Raw genomic sequence first — 22179 nt, forward strand, 5'->3', positions numbered from 1 at the left:
GCAAGAAGCATTTCATCAGTTCCGATTGTCGAATATCGAAAGGAGAAACACGATTATGGCAAAAGGATCTGTAAGAAAAAAAGGAAAAAAATGGTACTACCGCTTCTATGTAGAAGATCAAAGCGGCAATCTGGTTCAGAAAGAATACGCTGGAACAGAAAGCAAGAGTGAAACGGAAAAACTGCTCCGTCAGGCAATGGATGATTATGATAATAAAAAGTTTGTTGCTAAGACAGATAATCTCACTGTAGGTGATTTACTTAATTTATGGTCTGAGGAAGAACTAAAGACAGGGACATTAAGCAATGGAACTGTTGAAAACTATCTCGGTGCAATAAGGGTTATCAAGAAACATCCTATTGCTGACAGAAAGTTAAAAAATGTTACTGCGGAACATTTACAGTCATTCTTTGATTTACTGACATTTGGTGGCGAATATCCGGATGGAACTGTCAAAAAGGGATACAGCAAGGATTATATCCATTCATTTTCTGCTGTATTACAGCAGGCTTTCCGATTTGCAGTATTTCCAAAGCAGTTTATTACTTTCAATCCAATGCAGTATATCAAGCTGAAAAAACAGGCGGAGGATGTGGATTTATTTTCGGATGATGACATTGAAGAAGGTGTTCAGCCAATTTCACACGAAGATTACCAGAGGTTAATAAAATACCTTGAAGAAAAGAATCCCCCAGCAATACTGCCAATTCAGATAGCATATTACGCAGGGCTTCGCATCGGTGAGGTTTGTGGTCTTACATGGCAGGATATTAATCTTGAGGAACAATACCTGACTATCAAGAGAAGTATCCGTTATGATGGAGCTAGACACAAGAACATCATTGGACCTACCAAACGAAAAAAAGTAAGAATTGTTGATTTCGGAGATACGCTAGCAGGCATACTGAAAGAAGCAAGAAAAGAACAGCTTAAAAACCGGATGCAGTATGGTGAACTCTATCACCGCAATTACTACAAAGAAGTACAGGACAAAAACAGAGTGTATTATGAATATTATCATCTGGATGGAACACAGGCTGTTCCTGAAGAATATAAGGAAATATCATTTGTCTGCTTAAGACCGGATGGTTGCCTTGAATTACCAAGCACACTTGGTCTTGTGTGCCGGTCAGTTTCCAATAGGCTGGAGGGATTTGAAGGATTTCATTTTCACCAGTTAAGACACACCTATACAAGCAACTTGCTTTCAAACGGAGCTGCTCCAAAGGATGTGCAGGAACTGTTAGGACACTCAGATGTCAGTACCACTATGAATGTCTATGCTCACTCCACCAGAAAAGCTAAGCGAGATTCGGCAAGGCTTCTCGACAAAGTGGCAGGCAATGACTAAAAAGAAATTTCCCTTATTTCCCTCACGATTATCTCACAAGGGCAAAAATAAGGGAAAATACATATCATTTCATCATACAAGGCTCTGCATGCCTTGAAAAACACGGAAAGTTCAGGAAATCTCTCCACAAATATCGATTTATAGACTTCTCGTATATATATTTTACCACATACTTTTTCCAAAGGCACTGACTTCTCAACCCTTAATTTTCATCTCTGCTATTATACGTTCTTCCCTCTGTCTCTCTTCACAATAACCCCAGAAGTCTTTCAATGCTTCCTCATCCGATTTCCACGGCAATGGTATGGGATACAATTCATCTAATCGCTTCACAAGTTTGCGTACCGCTTCGGTATCGAACTCCTCATCACTTGCCTCCATTACATAAAAATCCAGTTTTTCATTTATCATTCTGATTCCTTCGTCTTTGGTCATGTTAAAACCTCCCTACATTATATACATGGCACTTCCCCCCCCTTTTCCCTGAACGAAAAAAAACGCCCAGACTAGAATTTTTAATCTAATCTGAGCGATACTTCGTCAGGCCCGTTTTGTCTTTTTGGTACCCGCAAGCACCATATAATAAAAAATGCAACAATGAATTTTTACAATCATTGTTGCAAAAAACCGATGTTCCCAGCGGGAATCGAACCCACAACTAGCGCTTACAAGGTCGGGTCCTTACAGAGAACCTATGATTAGTTAAGTTAAGATAAGTCAAGGAAAGACTTGATTTTACTGACTTCCCTGTAAATACATATCAAAATAAGGAAACTGAAAATCATCCAAGTTAAGCACCTCTCGCTGACAAATGAGTGACACTGTCACCCTGAGGGTTCAACCATTCCGTTCCTACGAATTTATATTTACGACTACCATTCTCATTTAGCAATGCAGTAATGATAACACTGTTTTCTTTTTTCTGCTGCCTATTGTTATGGTAATTAGTTTTTTGGTTTTTATGGATGGAATCTTCCAGATACGCAAACTCAAAAAAGGGTTTATGTGGAATCCAGGTTGAAATTACCAGAAAAAACCAAGCACGAACATACTGATCACACAGATAATCTCGTCTGTTAATAATAAATTCTACATTCTCTTTCTCCATTGTACCTTACTACTGGGGTATATGATCGGTCTTGTTTATGGTATTAAAAAGACCTTCTGCAGAAGCCTGTTTTATCCTTTGATGAATCCAGCCTTTTCCACAGAAGGTCTTTTATTTCTACATATATTTAAACTATGTTTGGATTTTATTTGATGAATCCGACCTGTTTGCTGATGATTTCGACCTGCTCATCCTTCTTTTTATTATATTCCACTTTCTTCTCTTCAAAGTAGTTTCTTCCATAAGAGTCAATGGATACAATCAGAGGGCCAAATTCTTTTACATGGCAGTGCCACAATGTTTCCGGCATTCCTAAATCCTTCCACTGTGCCTCCACGATTTCTTCAACTTCCACTGCTGCCACAACTGCATTTCCGGCAGGGAATACACAATGGATGGCACCGAAGTCCTTGCAGGCTCTCTCGGTGTTTTCCTTCATACCGCCTTTTCCGACGATGACACGGACACCTGTGGTCTCTACGAATTCATATTCAAACTTTTCCATTCTCATGGATGTAGTAGGTCCTACGGATACCATCTCGTATTTTTCATCTCCCAGAGGACGGATAATCGGACCGGCATGCAGGATTGCAGCATCTCTGACATCCACAGGAATCTCTCTTCCCTCTTCTACGACACGGCGGTGTGCCACATCACGACAGGTTGTGATATCTCCTGTCAGGTATACAATATCTCCAATGTGAATATCTTTTAAATCCTCTGCCGATACAGGTGTTACCAGAATTTTCTTACCATCTTTTATTTCTACTGCCATAATGATTCTCTCCCTTCTGAATTAGTTCTCTTCCTTATATTCAAAACCGGTATGGGTATCTACCGTAAAGTTTAAGTCCTTATCAAATACAATATGTCCTCTTCTGTGGCTCCAACAGCCTACATTCACTGCCACACCAATCGCAGATGGATGACGTGCGGTATTCTCAATATTAACTCCCATGACAGAGTAATTGCCACCCATACCCTGCGGTCCAAGGCCAATGGAATTAATACCATCTTCCAACAATTTCTCCATTTTAGCAGCGTTGGCATTATCGTTGTGAGAACCTACCGGGCGCATCAGTGCCTTTTTCGAGTTTAATGCTGCTGTTTCCACGGAAGTACCGACGCCGACACCAACTAAAAGTGGAGGACATGCATTCAATCCGTAAGTTGTCATGCGGTCTAATACAAACTTGGTCACTCCCTCATAGCCTTCACCCGGCATTAAAACGGTAGCATTTCCCGGAAGCGTGCATCCGCCACCTGCCATGTAAGTATAGATTTCACACTGGTCGGAGTTCGGAACGATGTCCCACCATACGGTAGGAGTTCCTTTTCCTACATTTTTACCGGTATTGTACTCATCAAAAGTTTCTACTGAGTTGTGACGAAGCGGTGTCTGAACCGTAGCCTGAATGACTGCTTCTTTCAGCAATGCTTCAAGGTCATCAATGAAAGGGAATCTCGTACCACATTTTACCCAGAACTGTAATACACCGGTGTCCTGGCAGGACGGGCGGTTTAATTTCAATGCCAGCTCCTGATTGCGGAACATGGTGTCATAGATGACCTTTGTCATAGGAGTGTCCTCTTTGTCTCTCATCTCCTGCAATTTTGCAATTACATCATCCGGCAGTTTCTTTGCGGTAAATCCTACGAACTGCGCCATAATATCAGTCAGTTTCTTTACTTGTGCTTCATTTGACATATCTTTTTCCTCCAGATTTTTAATCATTTATTAAAAGTGAAATTTTATTGTGGTAAACATTTCACCCTACGGGTAAAATGGGAATGCGATTGGTAAAATTATCATGCTGACCACGGTTGCAATGACGATTAACGGCATTCCGCATTTTACATAATCCATAAATTTATAGTTGCCGGCTCCGACTACCATCGTATTGGCAGGCATTCCGATTGGAGTTGCGTAAGCACAGGAACCTCCGATAACACATGCCATCAGAACCGCTCTCGGGTCTGCTCCCATACCCTGAGCAATGGAAACACAAATCGGTGCCATCAGGGCTGTGGTAGCTGTATTTGACATAAAGTTCGTCATGATACAGCATAAAATAAATACTACAAAGGTAAATAATACCGGGGAAGGATTTTCTCCCAACGCTCCAATCGCCTTGTCTGCAATCAGCTCTCCGGCTCCTGTAACTTCAAGTGCCTTTGCCAGGGAAAGCGTACCGCCAAACAGGAAAATGGTCTTTAAATCAATGGATTTTAACGCTTCTTTTTCGGAAATAACTCCGGTGACCATTAATAAAATAGCTCCCACGCAGCCTGTGATACAAAGTTTTACACCAATCTGTTCTTCAAAAATCATTCCAATCAAAGTAACAATCAGAATCACCAGAGATAATACTTTTTTCCACTTTGGAACATTACTGAAATCCCGTGATTCATCAAAAATAGAATCATCTGCATCCGTTGTGTCATGATGTGGTAAAATTTTAAATCCGATCGTAGCATAAAATAGAATACCAACAATCAGAATCGGCAGACCAACAATCGCATACTCGAAAAAGCCAAATTTCAGTCCCAATGGTTCAAGTGCAGATTGTGCGATCATATTGCCGGGCGCACCAATCAGGGAAAGATTTCCTCCCATCGCTGCTGCAAATACTAACGGCATTAAAAGTCTTGAACGCTTATACCCTGACTTCGCTGCTATTCCAATTACAACCGGAATAAGAACTGCTGCCGTACCGGTGTTAGAAAGAAAACCGCTCATAACTCCCACAATTACCATGATTGCGATAATCAGACTGCGTTCTGTTTTTGCAAATTTTGTTACCAGACTTCCAATCTCATTTGCCATACCGGTTTCAAACAATGCCCCGCCTACAATGAACATGGCAACAAACAGAATCACGTTACTGTTAATAAATCCATTGAAAGCATCACTTACGCTCAACACACCGGTAATTACAAGACCAACACAGACAATCATGGATGTCAGACCGAGCGGAATCTTCTCTGTAACAAACATGATAATGGCAAATGCCAGAAATATTAATGTAATTACTGTCGGGCTCATAGAAAACCTCCTTTTTCTCTTTTTTCTCGTTTTAAAAAGTGACATGGCCTTGTCGTTTTCCTTTTGTAAACACAGCATATCGCATTTTCAGTATAATGTACATTTCATATACTTGACATCAGCATAGCTTTTCCCTATACTGAAATTATAATATAAATTTTCTGTACAATGACGGAGGGTTCTATGACACTGACACAATTAGAATACTTTTGTATGGTATGCCGCTACCATAGTATTACCCGCGCGGCTGAGGCGCTCTACGTCTCCCAGCCTACGATCTCCACTTCGATCCGAGATCTAGAAAAAGAGTTTCATCTGAAATTTTTTAACCATGGAAAGAACAGAATTTCCCTCACCAAAGACGGTGAGACTTTTTATCAGAAAGCAGAATTTATTCTAAAACAGACGCAGGAACTGTACACCGACTTTTCAAATATTGAAAAAAAGCGGCACCCGCTGCGGATCGGTATTCCTCCTATGATCAGCACGGTATTTTTTCCGCGGGTGACCGACCAGTTTCAGGAGCAGTATAATATTCCCATTCAACTTTTAGAATATGGCTCCCTCCGCGCCCGTACTTTAGTCGACAGTGAACAGTTAGATATTGCCATGGCAAATATGGATTTTTATAATCTGGATAAATATAACAGTTATGTCATGATGGAAGACAGATATGTCTACTGTGTTTCCAAGACGCACCGGTATGCCGGTGAAAAAGAAATTACAATTGATATGTTAAAAGATGAGCCCATTATCTTATTCAATACGGACTCTGTTCAGACCCAGACAATCGTCACCCGTCTGCGCAGTGCCGGGATCACACCAAATGTCCACATGTACTGCAGCCAGCTCGTTACTGTTCTTAATTTTGTCCGGGGTGGTAAATGTGGTGCTTTTTTATATTCCTCTCTTGCTACCAATCCCCGTGATTTTGTTGCGATTCCGGTTTTCCCGGAAATCACCAGTAAATTTGGTATCATCTGGAAAAAGGGAGTTTTTGTGCCGGATCAGTTAACTAAATTTGTAAAGTTTATTCAGGAGTACGATGTTACCCCTTATTTACCGAAACTTTAATCTGATCAGCCGTTTCTCAGAAGACATTGATCTGATTCTTGACTGGCGTGTACTGGGTTATGGAAAACTTGAACCCTGGGAAAACCAATCCAACACAAAACAGGATGCATTTAATAAAGAAGCTAATAACAGGGCTGAGATTTTTCTTACAGAACAGTTCTGTCCTACCATAAAAAGGAACTGTCATTAGAACTGGGGTGTGACGCTAATATTTACATAGAGGAGAATGACAAACAGCCTGTTATTTTCGCTTATCCAAATCTGTTCACAAATCCTTCTACCCTACAAGTAATCCGCCTGGAAATCGGAGCATTAGCAGCCTGGACACCTGCTAAGATTGCAAGCATTGAACCGTATACAGCTGTATACTACCCAAAAATCTTTGAGCAGAAAAATACTGAAATTCTTACCGTTTCACCAGAGCGTACCTTTTGGGGTTAAAGTGCTATGTAAATTTGTTATTAAATTGTGCGTGTCAGATAAACCTAAATTTGTTAATTAGAATTGCTCTCAAAGCAATAATTATCTTAACATTCCCCAAATACACTCCAGTAATGTTAGTGCAAGGATAATGTTAATAACTCCCCACTCATTATGTCCGTAGATTCTGACATATTCCTTTATAAGTTCTTTTACCTTGGTGCATTTTGGTACAACAAATGTTCCCAGGGACTGCTTATACTCAATCTCCTTTTTTCGCTTTTCGGCTTCTTTCAGCGTGGTATAGCCTTCCGACTTCTGGTGCTCCGTGCCATCTGCATCATTTACACGGTAGACAACACTGTATGATTTTTTTCGCTTCCTTATATAAGCCATATTATCCAGCTCCTTCCTGGTATTCTTTCAGCCATTGCAGAAATTCTTTGCGGTTTATTCTCAGAACTTTCCCGGCTCCAACACATGAAAAGCGTTCCATCTGCATCCATTTTGTGATTGTTCCGCTTGTAACTCCTGCAAGAGCCGCTGCCTCTGATCGGGAAATATATTCTTTTGTCTCCATACTCTCCTGATTATCCTGCTTTACTTGCTCCGACTTCTTCACAACCTGATATACACTCTGCGCATTCAGAAAATGCTGAAAACTCTTTTTTGAAATCCACTTCTTATCCTCAAACACCTGAATTTCAAAACAGTCCTTAAATCTGCTTGCCCTGGTGATTACAGACATCTTCTCCTTCGTAATTCCAAGAAGTGCTGCCGCTTCGTGCAATGGAATAAAATCTGCCTGCAGATCCGTGATCGTAGGCATCTTTCCTACTTTCTGATACATGATCTGATTCTCATACCATTTTTCAAATACCTCAATGGGAATTCTCTTTGTAAAATCTACCGTAAAAGTCTCCAGTTTTTCTTCACGCCATATCTCATACAGGTTTGAAGAATGGATTCCAAGAAGATTTGCCGCATCACGAAAAGAATAAGATTTCTTTGTCAGTTCAGCTCCCGGATCTTCGCCATTCACTTTTTTATGTTTTACCTGGTTTACATACCATTTTTCAAAACTCTCCAGATCAACACGCATCTGGCCATTGATGATCTCCGTCTTGAAAAAATTCCTGTGTACCAGCCAGTAGCTCTCTGTCTTTTTGATTCCCAGAAGTTTCCGCATCTCCGGAACAGACATTGTTTTCTTCTTTGCCAGCTTTCCGGATGCCATATTTTCTTCCATCTCCATCTCTTTTCTTATATTATCTGCACCTGTAAGATTATCCATAGCTTTGAATTTCTCCTTTTCCTGTCCTTTCCTCAATATACCATGATTCCTGTTAAATCTTTAGAACGTCAGCGACGTTCACAGACACCTACATGTCATGCTTCTGATCCAGCCATTCGTCAAAACTCTTCTTTGAAATACGGTATTTGTTTCCAATCTGGATCCAGCGGAATTCATTTTTCTTCAACAGCTCATATACAGTCGGTCTGCTGATTCCAAGCATTTCCTGTACTTCCTTTACGGTATAGCATCTTTTTTCTGCAATATTCTCTGCTGTCATTCCCATTATGCAATCCCTCCCGGCTGTCCATCCATGAATCTCTTTACCTGCTTTTTCATACGGACTTTTATTTTCTGCATCTGCTGTCTCGCTGATTCATAGGTAATTCCCTGATCCTCTGCAATATCCGAAATTGTCTTTTCTTTCAGCAGATACTTGGTAAATGTCTCCTTTTCTGTGCCAAGAATCCCAAGCTGACTGTTAAACAGGTTATAGTCTTTCCTCATATCCCTGAGAATGTATGCATCCCTGATATATACTTCTGCCTGGTCTACTCCGTCCAGTGCGTTACCTGAAAAATCACAGTTGATCAGCGCTTCCCTTGTAATAACATTGTTGATTGCTTTTCTTGCGGTGGGATTACTGGTCATTCCTCCTGTCTGTACTCTTACTCCAAGATCTCCAGCTGACTGCCGGCGGCTGCTTTCCTTTTCACATTCAATCATGTAACGCAGCCCGTCTGTATATCCGTCCACGATGCCAATGAATTTTGTATAGTTTTTGATAATGATATCTATGCGCTTCTCTGATGTAGCTCCTGTATATACTCTGATAAGGTTCTTTTGCCTGCCATAATGCCATTCCGGTTTTTACACCATATCTCTTGGCCGTATAATCAGCGGTCAGCACAATTCCATGTCTCGCCTCAGGATCACCTCCTACTGCTACAGGCTTTCCCCGAAGCTCCGGATGATGCAGAAGCTCTACTGATGCATAAAAACAGTTACAATCACTATGCAGTATTGTCCGGTTCACTGAATCACCTTCTTTCCTGCTGCCGGATGATATGCCATCCGTCTACATGGCATAATATAATACTTTTTATATTGCTATTCAACGATAATTTATTGCATATTATCAATACAGTTGATATTGTGTATTGATTTTTAGGGATTCTTATGCTAATCTTGATATATCCCAATAGGGAGATCATACCTGATATGATTACTTAGAAAGGCATAATACTATGAAAGATTTAGGAAAGACCATTGCTAAATACAGAAAAGAACATAAGCTGAACCAGAGCCAGCTTGCAAAAGAACTGGAAAACTATGACATCTATGTAAAGCAGAATTCAATCAGCGCCTGGGAGCTTGGCACAGCAACACCAAATGCCAGACAATTTCTCGCCTTATGTGAAATTCTTGAAATATACGATATCTATACGGATTTTATTGGTCAAAGTCCCCTTAACCCATTCCGAAACCTGAATGAAACGGGAATGAACAAGGTTCTTGAATATATCAGAGATCTGGAAAGCACCGGCAACTATAAACCGGCAGATATCATTCCTATTCACGTGATCCAGGAAAGAAAAGTATTTTACAATACAGTTTCTGCCGGTACCGGCTCTTTCCTCGATAGCGATGAATATGAGATGATTTCCTCTCCTGATATTCCGGAAGCCGCAACCTTCGGTGTATATGTAGATGGTGACAGTATGGAGCCTAGATATCATAATAAGGATCTCATCTGGATTGAACAGACAGCATGCCTTGATGATGGCGAAATAGGTATTTTCTATCTTGATGGAAACGCATATGTGAAGAAATTTCAGAATAACAGACTCGGAACCTATCTCATATCACTGAATAAAAAATATGATCCAATCCCGGTTACAGAGAATAGTTCCTTCAAAATATTCGGCCGTGTTCTTTCATAAGTCCTTTTTTGGGGACACTTAAAACTGTAGTATTATTATAGCGGAACAGACCTGAACAATTCTTAATTTGGAGGTGCATATATATGAATACTGATATGGATATAGACATAAACACCATGACAGACACAATTACTTACAAACTTGTTGAAGCAAGGGCAGATCTTGGCATTACCCAGAAAGAACTTGCATCAGCAACCGGCATCAGCCTGAAAACTATTGCCAATATCGAGTCAAAACAGCATATTCCTTCTCTGCTATACGCCATGAGAATTGCAGATTTTTTTCACAAACCGGTAACAAGCCTGTTCTGCTATCATCCTGGTGTTCAGCAGACTCCCTCTAAAGGAGATGATCTGAATGAATAATAAAAAAATGTTAGATTTCCAGACAATCGCTGTTGATTTTGATGGCACTCTCTGCTACAGCAAATGGCCGGAGCTTGGTCAGCCAAACCAGGCACTGATCGAATATCTCCAGGAATGGAAACGCAATGGCAACAAACTCATTCTCTGGACCTGCCGCGCCGGTGAAGCTCTGTCGAATGCTGTCGAATGATGCCGGGAACAGAATCTTGAATTTGATGCAGTTAATGACAATCTTCCGGAAAACGCAAAGGCATAGAACCCGTAATGGGACTATGCCTTTGTGCTTATTCTGGCATTCATTTTTAGTTAGTGCGGGTTATTTACCTAATACAGTTCTTCTCATAATAAAAATCTGTTAGTTAAACTTTTTCAAATTTTGCTACTTCATCCGATAAATCTTCCGAAAGGTTCTTATTTTCGTCCGCCTGCACTGTAATTGCTGAAATTGCTGTTACAAGTTGTGATATCTCTTGTGCTACGTTTGTAACACCTTTTGCAGATTCTTCAATTGCTATAGAAATGTTATTGATACCTTCATTCATATCATTCATTGTACCTAAGCTATCTTTTGACTTAACTGCAAACTCGTTAAATGTATTACTTGCCTGATCAGAATCAGCATCATAATTTCCAATAATTTTTACAAAGTTGTCATAATCAAGTGCTACCTTTTCATCTACAAAACGAATCATTTCCGTTGCATTTCCAGACAGATTGTTTACTGCCTCAATAACTTTTCCACTGATTTCCTGAATATTGTTTGCTGTATCACGTGAACTATCTGCAAGCTGTCTGATTTCATCTGCAACAACGGCAAAGCCCCTGCCTGCTTCCCCTGCTCTTGCTGCTTCAATCGATGCATTAAGTGCTAGAAGATTTGTCTGTGCTGCGATATTTAAGATATTTTCTGTAAGTTTTGCAATTTCATTTACAGACTTAGATGCTTCTACTGCCTCCGCGACATCCTTTTGAATGCCATCAAATGTTTCTACTGTTTTTTCTTTTGATGCAATCGCTTCTTTATAGCTATTTTCTGCAGTAAGCTTCACTTCATGCATCTTCATTGCAGAGTTCTTAGCATCCTCATTCATGCCTTCCATTTTCTTTAGCAGATTATTACATCCTTGGGCTAAATCATATAGAGAAGCAGATACCTCTTCCATGGATGCTGCAAGTTCTTCCGATGTTGCACTCACATTGGATGCATTCATATTTGAAGATTCCGCCTCATTTTGTACAAGATAGGAAGATTCTTTCATATCTTTTGATACACTCTGAATCTTTACCATAAGATTTTGTAATGTTTCAATAAAATGGTTGACACCATTTGCAAGCTGACCAATTTCATCACTGGTTTCATCAAATACTCTTAACGTAAGATTACCCTGTCCTGATTCTATACCTAAAATGATATCATCCAAATCATTCTTTGCTCTTTTTGCCGGACGAACAATGGACTTATTAATAACAATCGAAAGAAGTACGATTACAATAATATCAGCTACCACAAGTGCAAGATCAAAAATGATGCTTCCATTTATTCTGTAGTTGATATGTCTGATGGCTTCTGCCACTTCTCCTTTTGCTGTTTCAAAAACCGCGGTATCATTATTTTCCACTGCTTCTTCATATTGTTCAAACTGTTCTATAAGCACATCATTCTTTCCTCGAATAGCTTGTAATGCCATTAAATTCAAGGCTGTAATCAAAACTGCAAAAAAGCCTACAGACACTAACATTGTTACTAACTTTTTTCCCAAGTTCTTTCTCTTTTTCATGTATATTTTCCTTCTTTCTGCGAAAAGCACCAATGCGTTATGTTTTGGAATTTTTTAGCATCATTCTACCCCACCCCACAAAATTTTGTCAATACTTTATTCTCTTGATAGAAAATTTTAATCTTTACTCTGATGAGGATGGCGTGAAACACATCCGTATCAAAGCCAGACCTAATAAATGGCATGAGAATGACTGCCCTTTCTGTCACAAGTCATGTCCTGCTTATGACAAACATTCCAGCAGACCAACCACTTGGAGGGGACTGGACTGGGGTGGTATTCTGGTCGAAGTTGAATACCAGACGCATCGTATCATCTGCCTTGAACATGGGGTTATATGTTGCCGAAGTTCCATGGGCATATCCAGGTAGTAGATTTACCAAGGATTTCGACCTTACCGTTGCATGGTTTGCATCCTATCTTCCAAGAAGTACCACATCATACTTCATGAGAGTGGACTGGGAAACTGTAGGCCGCTGTGTCAATCGTGCTCTTCACGATTTAGAACCGGAGCACTCAAGAAGACTTGATAGTCTGGTTAATATCGGCATTGACGAAACCAGTTACAAAAAGGGTCACAAGTACATTACAGTAATCGTTAATCACGATACCAACACAGTGGTATGGGCATCGGAAGACCATGGCAAATCCGTTCTTGAAAAGTTTTATAAACAGCTTACTCCAGAGCAGCTATCCAGCATCAAGGTTGTTACAGGTGATGGTGCCAAATGGATCACAGAGTGTGTAAATGAATACACTCCTGACTGCGCCCATTGTGTTGATTCCTTTCACGTAATCGAGTGGGCTATGACAGCTCTCGATGAAGTCAGAAAAGATATCTGGCATGATGCCTACAGCGAATATAAGCAGGTCAAAAAAGATAATCCATGTAGCAAGGGTCGTCCTAAAAAGGATGATCCTGAACTTGCTATTGTGAAAGCAGCTAAAGCTAAAGCAGATGAGATAAAAGGCTCTGCATACATGATAAAGGTTCTCTGTTTCCTTTTTGATACCAAATATCATATGCATTATATAATATCTTTCTAAACTCTTCCATGTTTCTATTATTGATAGTATTAAAATCTCCTATGAGAATATACTCTTCGTTAGAATGTTTCTGTAAAAATGAATACAATTCATTCCAAAATTGTTCATCATATTTGGGTGGAATTGGTTATCTAATTAACTACATTATTTTCTGTCTAAAATATCCATAAATTCGTCACCTGTAATTGTTTCCTTCTCATACAGGTACATAACCAGTTCGTCCAGTTTTTCCCTGTTTTCAGCAAGGATTTTTCTTGCTTTTTCATGCTCTGCTTTTACGAGCTGCACGACTTTTTCATCAATTTCCTTCTGGGTATCTGCGGAACAGGAAAGAGACGTATCGCCGCCAAGATACTGGTTGGTCACGTTTTCCATTGCCACCATGTCGAATTCATCTGTCATGCCATAGCGGGTGATCATCGCTCTTGCAATTTTTGTTGCCTGTTCGATATCATTGGAGGCTCCGGTCGTGATCTCACCAAATACGATCTCCTCTGCCGCACGTCCGCCTGTAAATGTAGCAATCTTATTCTCAAGTTCTTTTTTCGTCATCAGATATTTATCACCCTGCTCAACCTGCATAGTGTAGCCGAGTGCACCTGAGGTACGCGGGATGATCGTAATCTTCTGGACCGGTGCTGAATGACTCTGCAATGCAGCTACCAGAGCGTGTCCTATCTCATGATATGCAACAACCTTCTTCTCCTGATCTGAAAGAACCGCATTCTTCTTCTGATATCCTGCAATAACCACTTCTATACTTTCTTCGAGATCAGATTCATTTACAACGGTCCTTCCACTACGGACAGCACGTAATGCTGCTTCATTTATAATATTGGCAAGCTCCGCACCGGATGCACCGGATGCCATACGTGCAATCGTATGCAGGTCAACATCATCAGATGCTTTTATCTTCTTTGCATGAACCTTTAAAATTGCTTCACGGCCTGCAAGATCCGGCAGTTCAACCGGCACACGCCTGTCAAAACGTCCCGGACGTGTAAGTGCCGGATCTAACGACTCCGGACGGTTCGTTGCAGCAAGAATGATGACACCATTATTTCCTTCAAATCCGTCCATCTCTGTAAGAAGCTGGTTTAAGGTCTGCTCCCTCTCATCATTTCCGCCCATTTGTCCGTCACGCTTTTTACCAATGGCATCAATTTCATCAATAAACACGATACATGGTGCCTTTTCCTTTGCCTGTCCGAAAAGATCTCGAACTTTGGAAGCTCCCATACCGACAAACATCTCAACGAATTCTGATCCGGACATTGAGAAAAATGGTACATTTGATTCACCCGCAACTGCTTTTGCAAGCATTGTTTTGCCGGTTCCCGGAGGTCCTACAAGAAGGACACCTTTTGGCATAGACGCACCTACATCAGTATACTTCTTCGGATTATGAAGATAATCAACGATCTCTGAAAGGTTTTCTTTCGCCTCATCTTCTCCTGCAACGTCTGAAAAACGGATTCCCTCACTGGATTGCACATAAATCTTCGCATTGCTTTTTCCCATTCCAAAAGCCATCGAATTTTTTCCTCCGGCATGCTCCATCAGTTTCTTCGCCATATAATTTCCCAGTGCGATAAAAAGAATCAATGGCAAAACCCCGGTCAGCAGGAAGCTGATGATCGGTGACATCTGCTTATCGATATCTTTTGCGAATACGGCTCCACATTCATATAGCCTGTCCGTCAGGTTCGGATCGTTCATCAGACCTGTTTTATAAATATTTTTTTTGATCTTTATCTGTAAAGATGATCTGATTGTCCTCAACTTCTACTTCACCAATATTCTTCTTCTCGATCATGCTCATAAAAGTTCCATAATCCGTTTCCTTTACCTGATGCTCCATAAGGATTGGTGTGACAACCAGATTAAATACGATCAGCACTATTAACACAATCCCATAATAATATGCCAATGGTTTTTTCGGTGTTTTAACTTCTTTCATGGTCTTTCCTCCTGTTGTTCTGCGTTATGCTTTCTCCGTGCATTTTCGTATTATTTATTCTGCCATCTGACTTCGCCCTTGGACAGAAGCGGATAACAGATCAGCTGATCTGAATCCAGATTTTCCGCATGCATGTCAACCGCTGTGATCTGATGATTATCATAAGTCGTATAATAATAAATACCTTTTGCTGTATTACAACAGGACGTGTATATCGTGATCTCATATTTGCCTTCTGTCACCTCACAGCATCCACGCTGCTGATCTACGGATCCTAAGATATGGAAGAACTGGCTTACACTCTCATCCTCTTCTTCACCGGAGATCGAATTTAATTTTGTAAAGGCAACTTTCACAAATCTTGACTGGCTGGAAAGATCTCCAGGTATTCCCATTCCACCCATTCCTCTGCTATATGCATCAAGCTGTAATACTCCTGCAAAAGTACTCTCCGGCTGTTTTCTGGATACTCCGGCATAATTATTCAGTGCAAACATCTGACTCGGGAATGGTGGATTATTGGTAAGCACTCCTACCGGATTATCATATACATGCAGCCCATCTTTCATAGACTCAACAACGATACTGGAGTCTTTGTCTGCAATGATCCAGTGAAGCTGTGCTGTCGGCAGCTGTTCACTGAATGCTGTACCTGTCAGTCTCATTGCTGCCAGCTTCTCTCTCGCCTCTGCTACAGTAGCACACTGTGTAAGGATCCATGGGATGAACTCGAACTGTGCCACCTGGCTGACTTCTGTTTCATCTTCCGGCAAAGCCTCTTCATATGCCGCATTGCCGACAAAATTAAGACCTGCCATTCCAAGGCCTTTTTCATTAACAGCATCATAATAAAGCGGATAACCTTCTGCAACAAATGCCATTCCGATCAAAGCATAATGGCTTTTTATCTTCCCGGCAAACCGGAAATCAAATTCGTAATTTCTTGGCGTTATCGCGATCTGTTCCCCATAGGAAAATTCATAATCAAGCGTTCTGCCCATATAAAAATCTTTTGTTTTGTAAGTTGCTGCTGTACACATATCGAACACCTCTTCTTTCTGCTATAATAGTCCTGCAAACAATCTCATAAACAACTGTCCGAGCCGTAAATATGCACTCCGTCCTGTGCGGTACTTTTCGGTCACTTCCCTGCATTCATTCATGGTTGCTCCCAGATCATCTCTTATATCCAAAACTGTCTGACTATCCGCCATAAAACAACCATTTTTAAAGTGGTGATAAAGCAATGCCATTCAGTTAAGCATCATTTTAGTGGTTTTCTGTCATAGAAAGCCACTGTTTTTATGCCTAAAAACTTTAAAAATATTACAAAAAACAGTTGACAAGTAAGCCAATATATGTTGCGCAAGCCTTGATTATAAACATATTTCAAGGAGGCTCATTATGGCTGATTTTTTCTTATCTAATTTAAAATCCACACTCGACAACTGCATCACAGAACTCGATGAAATCCACTCCATGTTCTGCCGTAATCCGGAAAGTGATTTTACCAGGAACCGCAAACTTTCTTTCCGCGAGTATATTCAGTTTATGCTCCAGATGCAGAGTAAATCCGTTTCAAATGCAGTAAACATATGCAGGGCATATCTCAAACACGATGGTAACGAAACAGAGTCCATGCTTCTCATACAAAAGTATCTGACACCTGTCAAGTACAATCGAAAATATCCTATCCACCTCCGTCCAAAGAGAAATAGGGATTTCATGTATCGGGTTGCATAAATCTCGTTACCATTATTCTGCATTATAAGGCAGATAAGCAATCTGTCTTTTTGTCATAAAAAACCTTATCTAAATGACATTGAATGATTTATTTTCTATCTAAAATTTTATTAAACCGACTAAAGACTCCATAGTTTGTGTGTTTGACTTACTGTTTATATCTATCTTCTCCTAAATATTTTTCTAGTCATTGCAATATAAAATTGCTTATACAGTCTCTCCCTTAAGAGTCCTGGTATTCTGGATAATATACAGAGCGACCGATATGACCATCATTATAGCGCACAAACCAATCAACAAATCTGATACCATCGGTGTAATGTGGAACCATATAATATGCACCGCTGCAGTTCCATATAATAAAAAGGTTACTATCTTTCCATGCCAGTCTGCACCATGTACTTTTCCTGTCTTTCGTATCACAAGACATCCACTGACTACCATATACAGCTCCTTACCTGCCATTATTACGATTAAAAGAAGCATATGCGGAAAACGAGTAAACAGACAGATTAACATCGCTGCCTGTGTCAGCTTATCAGCCACCGGATCAAGTATTTTTCCTAAATTACTAATCCTATGGAATCTTCTTGCGATATATCCATCAGCAAGATCCGTAAGACCAGACAGCAATAAGATTTCACCAGCTAACAGAGGATTTTTCTTTACACAATAACTCCATATAATTACCGGAATCAGACAAAGCCGAAAAAAAGAAAGAAGATTAGGAACCGTAATAATTCTATTCAAATTTTCTTCCTGATTCACTTCACTCTGCATGTACGGTCACATCACTTTCCTTTTTTTTAGACATAAACCAATAAAATATAACACAAAATGCTAAAGCAAACACAACACCAAAAACATTTTGAATCACTCTAAGACTAACCGCTCCTTGTAGTCCATAAGTCTCTGCAGCAATGGCTAAAGCACCAAATGTGTTAAATACTGCCTGCCAGCCATATTGTGCTGAAAATCCTACACCGATTCCACCAAGGATTCCTATATATGCATAGATTGACGAAGGAAGCAGAAAATATAATACTGTAAAACATATAACACCTGCAATATTTCCGACAATCCTTTTACGGACTCTGTAGTGCATATCTTCCATAAACGGCAAAATCGTGGACATGGCCGCAATACCAGCCCACATTGCACGTGGCATATTACAAAGTTCTGCAATGCAAAGGACAATCGGTACGCATAAAATCTGACATATCTGCCATTTTGTTCTGGAAGAAGTGATATCAAATTCTTGTATCAGATCTTTCAGATTTCTTTTATAAGTTCTGTTTTTATGATTTCGATAAAATACGAAGCAGGTAAGTGCTGCACCGAAAGCCATTCCGACTAATCGCATCTGATAGCTTTTTCCCGTAACATCATAACCATATAGCAGCAGATACCCAAGAACCAATGTAGATTGATTAAACATGAATGGATTATGGCATCCGAACAGAATCAACACAGCCAGTGCCGCAATATTTAACAGCATTCCCAATACCGGTGAAAACTGATTTGCTAAATGCGGACATACAGTCATAATTACAAAGAACAAAGCCAAAAGCATCGTAGATTGTCCGGTGTGGATCCCCAGATCCGCATTTCTAAACACCATAAGGCATAATAAGACTACTACACCTACAATGCTGTTCTCATTTCCAAATAGGATGCTGAAAATACTAACAAAGAAAAAACAAAATGCCATTGTAACAGCTATCTTCACCAGATATACCAGTATATGATATGATTTTTCTTTCACTGTTTCACTCTTTTTCAACAGGTTTTTAGAACCTGCCTGATTTAACTGCAACTCCTGATAAAATGTCATATAAATTCTCCCATCTTCTAATTTATCTTAAAACTATATAATCTCATCTTTCTGTATTGGAAGCTCTACAACAAATCTGCATCCACCATATTCCCGGTTTTCTGCCTTGATTGTCCCGCCAGCACTATCTACGATCCGTTTCACAAGTGCAAGGCCGAGACCATTTCCTTCTGCTTTGTGAGAACCGTCTGCCTGATAAAATTTATCAAATATTCTGGTTTTCACATCATCCTCTATTCCCGGTCCTTCATCTTCCAGAATAAACATTACAGAATCCTTTTCCTGCTTCAGAAACATCATAATTGTCCCCTTTGCAGGACTGAACTTAATCGCATTATCTAAAAGATTCATCCATATATGCATAAAAAGTCCTTCATTCCCAGTATATTTAACTTCCTCCAGCTCTACCTGGAAACCAATTTCTTTTTCTGTCCATTTTGTCTCCAGGGAAAGAAATGCCTGACGGATCTGTTCATCCAAACGATATTCTGTTTTTTTCATTGGTATGTTCTGATTCTCTAACTTGGATAACAGCAAAATATTTCCAACCAATCCGGAAAGCCTTTGGGTATTAAACAGGATTTTTTCTACATATTCCTCTTGCTCCTGAGACAGTTCTTCTCCCTGAAGAAGCATTGTATACCCTTCAATGGCATTAATCGGGGTCTTAAACTCATGAGAAACATTAGATACAAAATCCATCTGCAGCACCTCTGTTGCACGAAGTTCTTTTGTCATAACGTTAAAACTCTGATAAGATTCTCCAACTTCTGCTATACGGCTGTTCGTTTCCAAATGCTGTTCAAAATCTCCCCGAGAAACTTCCTTCATTGCTTTACTAAGCCTGGTAATTGGTTCCAGTAACTTTGCATTAATAAAGGAAGTGATCAGCCCTGCAATCAATGTATTGAAAATCAAAAGCCAGCCAAGCACAGGTATGCTGCCCGGCAGATGAAAAAAATGATTCAAAAAAGCAAATAATAAAGCAGATATGACTGTTGAAAATACAAGTGCCAGCCAGATTGCACCAGTCAGACAGGATCGGATCCGCAATCCTTTTTCTTTCTTTTGTTCCATTATTTTTTCACCACCTTGTATCCAATTCCACGCATTGTTACGATTTCAAAATCAGGGTTATCTTTAAAACGCTCCCTGATTCTTCCTATATGTACCTCTATCGTATGTGGGTCTGCCTCCGTCTCGTATCCCCATACTTCATCCATCAACTGTTGTTTTGTAAATGTTCTGCCTGGCGAAGCTGCAAGCTTATATAAAAGCAGGAATTCTTTTTTAGGCAAAACAAGACTTTCCTTATCAGTTATAACCGTCATTGCATCATAATCAAACTCTGTTGAACCGATCACAATTTTGTGTTCATTCAGTATCTGTGCACGGCGAAGCAGTGCTCCGACTCTTAAAACCATTTCATTCACATTTACCGGTTTTACCATATAATCGTCACTTCCCGAAAGAAATCCCTGGCGCATATCATCAAAGGAACCTTTCGCAGTGATCATAAGTACCGGTATCTGATATCCTGCTGAACGGAGTTCCGACACCAGTTCATAACCATCCATAACCGGCATCATAATATCGGAAATGATCAGATCAATATACTCTTTATCCAATATTTCTAATGCCAGTGCTCCATCCGATGCACTTTTGACCTGATATCCATTCTTCTCAAGCACTTTTTGGAATAGCTGGCTTAATTCTTTATCATCTTCTACAATTAATATTTGAAACACGATCTTCTTCCTCCTTTATCAGAACAGATATCTTGCCCATCCAAGCAGATGCTGTACCAAAAGTACGTTTCTCTGACGCTTCTTTGTCAATTCAATTGGCTCTACATGATACGGATCACGATAGGTTCCATCTTCCAATACCTGTCGGGACACTCTTTCATATTCCATCATGCCTTCTTCCAACTGCTTATTAATCTCTTTGCTACGTATTACAAGCATCAGTTCCGTATCCAGATACGTGCTTCTCATATCCATGTTAAAGGAACCTATTACGGATAGATCATCATCAATCAGGATGCTTTTTCCGTGGTAAGAATAGCCGCCTTCATACTCCCAGATATCAATTCCTGTATTTAAAATTCTGTTTCTGTTTCTCGCATAATCAGCAGAACCAAACGGATTTCCATTGTTGGCAACCGAATTGGTCATGATAGAAAAATCCGGAACTCTCTCCGCAATCTCTTTCCATGTATTATACATCATATCATTGCAGATAATATATGGTGTATGAATTTTCACGCGCTCTTTTGCATTTTTCATTAGTTCTCCCAGTTGATACCAGACTACTGGTTCCTTGGGACCTGTGTGGATAGGATTTGACACTAATGCAATCTTTTCTGTCTCAAAAGTTTCGTCCGTGTAATCGGTATCGCAGATTCTTTCCTTATTCTCTTCAAAATATTTCTGATAGCCGTTCTGCAGCTCTAAAACTGCGTTCTTTACAGATTTTCTATTTGCCAGTTTTTTATTGTCATGAAAATAACCACTGTCTTCTTGTTCCCATATCGTTTCAAAATACTCTAACAACTGGTTAACTGAATTTTCTTTCTCAGGTTCATCGCAAACCACTAACACGTCTCTGTCATAGTTCTTATGTCCCGGAAAATCACCCAGGAAATAATTGTATGTATTTCTTCCCCCAAGAATATATCTCTTTCCATCTGCAATCAAATATTTATCATGCATTCTACCCATCATTTTCCACGGTTTCAACGGATTGGCCTTATTATACAGTTTAATTTCAACATTCTCATGGGAAGATAATCCATAGAAATACGGATTGCCTTCCATATCAACCCAGCTCTCCATTCCATCTACTAACAGACGAACATGCACACCTCTGTCTGCCGCATCATGCAGTGCTCCTAAAATCAATTTTCCACTTTCATCGGATTGAAATGCAAAAGTAGAAAGAATAATTTCCTTTTTTGCATTCTTGATCAAACGCACTCTTTGTAAAAGCGCTTCTGGATTCTTTTCTATGATTACTGCCCGTTCTGTATTTTCACTGCATTCGTTCCATGACCCATTTTTTGTTTCTTTTTTGGTTGTATTGGACACTTCCGGCTGCTTTTTATATGCAACGCAGATTCCGAGCAATTCATAAAAAGCCATACATAAAAAAATTGCCAGTATAACAAGAAGGATTTTACATATTTTATACTTTTTCATTGTACATCACCTGATT

General features: G+C 39.9%; 26 protein-coding genes and 1 pseudogene. 9 read left to right on the plus strand and 18 right to left on the minus strand.

Annotated elements, in window-relative coordinates:
- Positions 1-55: 55 nt before the first annotated feature.
- Positions 56-1351, plus strand: coding sequence for a site-specific integrase (locus tag NQ488_14335; GenBank protein ID UWN95698.1), 1296 nt, complete (start codon positions 56-58; stop codon positions 1349-1351).
- A gap of 195 nt (positions 1352-1546) precedes the next feature.
- Here the strand turns inward: NQ488_14335 and NQ488_14340 are convergent, their stop codons facing one another.
- From NQ488_14340 to NQ488_14360, 5 genes are all read right to left on the minus strand, one after another.
- Positions 1547-1786 carry a histidinol dehydrogenase gene (locus tag NQ488_14340; GenBank protein ID UWN95699.1) on the minus strand — a complete coding sequence of 80 codons (240 nt, stop codon included), beginning with the start codon at positions 1784-1786 and terminating at the stop codon, positions 1547-1549.
- Positions 1787-2141: 355 nt separating this feature from the next.
- Positions 2142-2459 carry a hypothetical protein gene (locus tag NQ488_14345; protein ID UWN95700.1) on the minus strand — a complete coding sequence of 106 codons (318 nt, stop codon included), beginning with the start codon at positions 2457-2459 and terminating at the stop codon, positions 2142-2144.
- Positions 2460-2604: 145 nt separating this feature from the next.
- Complete coding sequence (gene ttdB / locus NQ488_14350; protein UWN95701.1) at positions 2605-3234, minus strand: L(+)-tartrate dehydratase subunit beta; 630 nt, start codon at positions 3232-3234, stop codon at positions 2605-2607.
- A 21-nt stretch (positions 3235-3255) separates the two neighbouring features.
- Positions 3256-4167, minus strand: coding sequence for a L(+)-tartrate dehydratase subunit alpha (ttdA, locus tag NQ488_14355; protein UWN95702.1), 912 nt, complete (start codon positions 4165-4167; stop codon positions 3256-3258).
- A gap of 66 nt (positions 4168-4233) precedes the next feature.
- On the minus strand, positions 4234-5505 hold the full coding sequence (locus NQ488_14360; GenBank protein UWN97178.1) for an SLC13 family permease: 1272 nt from the start codon (positions 5503-5505) through the stop codon (positions 4234-4236).
- A gap of 183 nt (positions 5506-5688) precedes the next feature.
- On the opposite strand from NQ488_14360, the gene NQ488_14365 reads away from it, so the two are divergent.
- The 3 genes from NQ488_14365 (at position 5689) to NQ488_14375 (ending at position 7020) form a co-directional block, all read left to right on the plus strand.
- Positions 5689-6579, plus strand: coding sequence for a LysR family transcriptional regulator (locus NQ488_14365; protein UWN95703.1), 891 nt, complete (start codon positions 5689-5691; stop codon positions 6577-6579).
- Positions 6551-6769, plus strand: a complete 219-nt coding sequence (locus tag NQ488_14370; protein UWN95704.1) for a nucleotidyl transferase AbiEii/AbiGii toxin family protein — start codon at positions 6551-6553, stop codon at positions 6767-6769. Before NQ488_14365 ends, NQ488_14370 begins: the two co-directional genes overlap by 29 nt.
- Before the next feature lie 71 nt (positions 6770-6840).
- Positions 6841-7020 carry a nucleotidyl transferase AbiEii/AbiGii toxin family protein gene (locus tag NQ488_14375; protein UWN97179.1) on the plus strand — a complete coding sequence of 60 codons (180 nt, stop codon included), beginning with the start codon at positions 6841-6843 and terminating at the stop codon, positions 7018-7020.
- 81 nt (positions 7021-7101) lie between these two features.
- Here NQ488_14375 and NQ488_14380 read toward each other — a convergent pair whose 3' ends face one another.
- From NQ488_14380 to NQ488_14400, 5 genes are all read right to left on the minus strand, one after another.
- Positions 7102-7395: a hypothetical protein gene (locus NQ488_14380; GenBank protein UWN95705.1), complete on the minus strand. Its 294-nt coding sequence runs from the start codon at positions 7393-7395 to the stop codon at positions 7102-7104.
- Between the two features lies 1 nt (position 7396).
- On the minus strand, positions 7397-8293 hold the full coding sequence (locus NQ488_14385; protein ID UWN95706.1) for a helix-turn-helix domain-containing protein: 897 nt from the start codon (positions 8291-8293) through the stop codon (positions 7397-7399).
- Positions 8294-8381: 88 nt separating this feature from the next.
- Positions 8382-8558 (minus strand): helix-turn-helix domain-containing protein, encoded by a 177-nt coding sequence (locus tag NQ488_14390; GenBank protein ID UWN97180.1) that lies wholly within the window; start codon positions 8556-8558, stop codon positions 8382-8384.
- Positions 8559-8578: 20 nt separating this feature from the next.
- On the minus strand, positions 8579-9019 hold the full coding sequence (locus NQ488_14395) for a hypothetical protein (protein UWN95707.1): 441 nt from the start codon (positions 9017-9019) through the stop codon (positions 8579-8581).
- Entirely contained in the window at positions 9012-9329 is a 318-nt protein-coding gene (locus NQ488_14400) for a hypothetical protein (protein ID UWN95708.1), read from the minus strand. Before NQ488_14400 ends, NQ488_14395 begins: the two co-directional genes overlap by 8 nt.
- Before the next feature lie 211 nt (positions 9330-9540).
- On the opposite strand from NQ488_14400, the gene NQ488_14405 reads away from it, so the two are divergent.
- From NQ488_14405 to NQ488_14415, 3 genes are all read left to right on the plus strand, one after another.
- Complete coding sequence (locus tag NQ488_14405) at positions 9541-10236, plus strand: XRE family transcriptional regulator (protein UWN95709.1); 696 nt, start codon at positions 9541-9543, stop codon at positions 10234-10236.
- A gap of 83 nt (positions 10237-10319) precedes the next feature.
- A complete protein-coding gene (locus NQ488_14410; protein ID UWN95710.1) occupies positions 10320-10601 on the plus strand; it encodes a helix-turn-helix domain-containing protein in 282 nt (93 codons plus the stop codon).
- Positions 10594-10791, plus strand: a complete 198-nt coding sequence (locus NQ488_14415; GenBank protein UWN95711.1) for a hypothetical protein — start codon at positions 10594-10596, stop codon at positions 10789-10791. Before NQ488_14410 ends, NQ488_14415 begins: the two co-directional genes overlap by 8 nt.
- A gap of 169 nt (positions 10792-10960) precedes the next feature.
- Here the strand turns inward: NQ488_14415 and NQ488_14420 are convergent, their stop codons facing one another.
- Positions 10961-12379 carry a methyl-accepting chemotaxis protein gene (locus tag NQ488_14420; GenBank protein ID UWN95712.1) on the minus strand — a complete coding sequence of 473 codons (1419 nt, stop codon included), beginning with the start codon at positions 12377-12379 and terminating at the stop codon, positions 10961-10963.
- Positions 12380-12670: 291 nt separating this feature from the next.
- Between NQ488_14420 and NQ488_14425 the strand changes: the two genes are divergently transcribed.
- On the plus strand, positions 12671-13426 hold the full coding sequence (locus NQ488_14425; GenBank protein ID UWN95713.1) for an ISL3 family transposase: 756 nt from the start codon (positions 12671-12673) through the stop codon (positions 13424-13426).
- Between the two features lie 144 nt (positions 13427-13570).
- On the opposite strand, the pseudogene ftsH reads toward NQ488_14425, so the two are convergent.
- Both ftsH and bsh read right to left on the minus strand, forming a co-directional pair.
- Positions 13571-15386 (minus strand): annotated as a pseudogene (ftsH, locus tag NQ488_14430) (ATP-dependent zinc metalloprotease FtsH).
- A 50-nt stretch (positions 15387-15436) separates the two neighbouring features.
- Positions 15437-16426, minus strand: coding sequence for a choloylglycine hydrolase (gene bsh, locus NQ488_14435; protein ID UWN95714.1), 990 nt, complete (start codon positions 16424-16426; stop codon positions 15437-15439).
- Between the two features lie 364 nt (positions 16427-16790).
- Here bsh and NQ488_14440 point away from each other — a divergent pair, with 364 nt between their 5' ends.
- On the plus strand, positions 16791-17129 hold the full coding sequence (locus tag NQ488_14440) for a hypothetical protein (protein ID UWN95715.1): 339 nt from the start codon (positions 16791-16793) through the stop codon (positions 17127-17129).
- A gap of 207 nt (positions 17130-17336) precedes the next feature.
- On the opposite strand, the gene NQ488_14445 is transcribed toward NQ488_14440, so the two are convergent.
- The 5 genes from NQ488_14445 to NQ488_14465 are packed head-to-tail and all read right to left on the minus strand — an operon-like array spanning position 17337 to position 22163.
- Positions 17337-17909, minus strand: a complete 573-nt coding sequence (locus NQ488_14445) for a CDP-alcohol phosphatidyltransferase family protein (protein ID UWN95716.1) — start codon at positions 17907-17909, stop codon at positions 17337-17339.
- Positions 17899-18963, minus strand: a complete 1065-nt coding sequence (locus NQ488_14450; GenBank protein UWN95717.1) for an FUSC family protein — start codon at positions 18961-18963, stop codon at positions 17899-17901. Before NQ488_14450 ends, NQ488_14445 begins: the two co-directional genes overlap by 11 nt.
- Positions 18964-18996: 33 nt before the next feature.
- Complete coding sequence (locus NQ488_14455) at positions 18997-20040, minus strand: HAMP domain-containing histidine kinase (GenBank protein ID UWN95718.1); 1044 nt, start codon at positions 20038-20040, stop codon at positions 18997-18999.
- Positions 20040-20711, minus strand: a complete 672-nt coding sequence (locus tag NQ488_14460) for a response regulator transcription factor (GenBank protein UWN95719.1) — start codon at positions 20709-20711, stop codon at positions 20040-20042. Before NQ488_14460 ends, NQ488_14455 begins: the two co-directional genes overlap by 1 nt.
- A gap of 18 nt (positions 20712-20729) precedes the next feature.
- A complete protein-coding gene (locus tag NQ488_14465) occupies positions 20730-22163 on the minus strand; it encodes a phospholipase D family protein (protein UWN95720.1) in 1434 nt (477 codons plus the stop codon).
- Between the last annotated feature and the right edge of the window lie 16 nt (positions 22164-22179).

Origin of the sequence: [Bacteroides] pectinophilus, assembly GCA_025146925.1 — a bacterium.
GTDB lineage: Bacteria > Bacillota > Clostridia > Lachnospirales > Lachnospiraceae > Bacteroides_F > Bacteroides_F pectinophilus.

Bases quoted from the DNA above. Each gene is read 5' to 3' on its own strand.
- NQ488_14465 (UWN95720.1), bottom strand. From the start codon at position 22,163: ATGAAAAAGTATAAAATATGTAAAATCCTTCTTGTTATACTGGCAATT.
- NQ488_14455 (UWN95718.1), bottom strand. From the start codon at position 20,040: ATGGAACAAAAGAAAGAAAAAGGATTGCGGATCCGATCCTGTCTGACT.
- NQ488_14440 (UWN95715.1), top strand. From the start codon at position 16,791: ATGGCTGATTTTTTCTTATCTAATTTAAAATCCACACTCGACAACTGC.
- NQ488_14370 (UWN95704.1), top strand. From the start codon at position 6,551: ATGTTACCCCTTATTTACCGAAACTTTAATCTGATCAGCCGTTTCTCA.
- NQ488_14410 (UWN95710.1), top strand. From the start codon at position 10,320: ATGAATACTGATATGGATATAGACATAAACACCATGACAGACACAATT.
- NQ488_14385 (UWN95706.1), bottom strand. From the start codon at position 8,293: ATGGATAATCTTACAGGTGCAGATAATATAAGAAAAGAGATGGAGATG.
- NQ488_14420 (UWN95712.1), bottom strand. From the start codon at position 12,379: ATGAAAAAGAGAAAGAACTTGGGAAAAAAGTTAGTAACAATGTTAGTG.
- NQ488_14445 (UWN95716.1), bottom strand. From the start codon at position 17,909: ATGCAGAGTGAAGTGAATCAGGAAGAAAATTTGAATAGAATTATTACG.
- NQ488_14365 (UWN95703.1), top strand. From the start codon at position 5,689: ATGACACTGACACAATTAGAATACTTTTGTATGGTATGCCGCTACCAT.
- ttdA (UWN95702.1), bottom strand. From the start codon at position 4,167: ATGTCAAATGAAGCACAAGTAAAGAAACTGACTGATATTATGGCGCAG.
- NQ488_14335 (UWN95698.1), top strand. From the start codon at position 56: ATGGCAAAAGGATCTGTAAGAAAAAAAGGAAAAAAATGGTACTACCGC.
- NQ488_14405 (UWN95709.1), top strand. From the start codon at position 9,541: ATGAAAGATTTAGGAAAGACCATTGCTAAATACAGAAAAGAACATAAG.
- NQ488_14450 (UWN95717.1), bottom strand. From the start codon at position 18,963: ATGACATTTTATCAGGAGTTGCAGTTAAATCAGGCAGGTTCTAAAAAC.
- NQ488_14340 (UWN95699.1), bottom strand. From the start codon at position 1,786: ATGACCAAAGACGAAGGAATCAGAATGATAAATGAAAAACTGGATTTT.
- ttdB (UWN95701.1), bottom strand. From the start codon at position 3,234: ATGGCAGTAGAAATAAAAGATGGTAAGAAAATTCTGGTAACACCTGTA.
- NQ488_14345 (UWN95700.1), bottom strand. From the start codon at position 2,459: ATGGAGAAAGAGAATGTAGAATTTATTATTAACAGACGAGATTATCTG.
- bsh (UWN95714.1), bottom strand. From the start codon at position 16,426: ATGTGTACAGCAGCAACTTACAAAACAAAAGATTTTTATATGGGCAGA.
- NQ488_14380 (UWN95705.1), bottom strand. From the start codon at position 7,395: ATGGCTTATATAAGGAAGCGAAAAAAATCATACAGTGTTGTCTACCGT.
- NQ488_14395 (UWN95707.1), bottom strand. From the start codon at position 9,019: ATGATTGAATGTGAAAAGGAAAGCAGCCGCCGGCAGTCAGCTGGAGAT.
- NQ488_14415 (UWN95711.1), top strand. From the start codon at position 10,594: ATGAATAATAAAAAAATGTTAGATTTCCAGACAATCGCTGTTGATTTT.
- NQ488_14360 (UWN97178.1), bottom strand. From the start codon at position 5,505: ATGAGCCCGACAGTAATTACATTAATATTTCTGGCATTTGCCATTATC.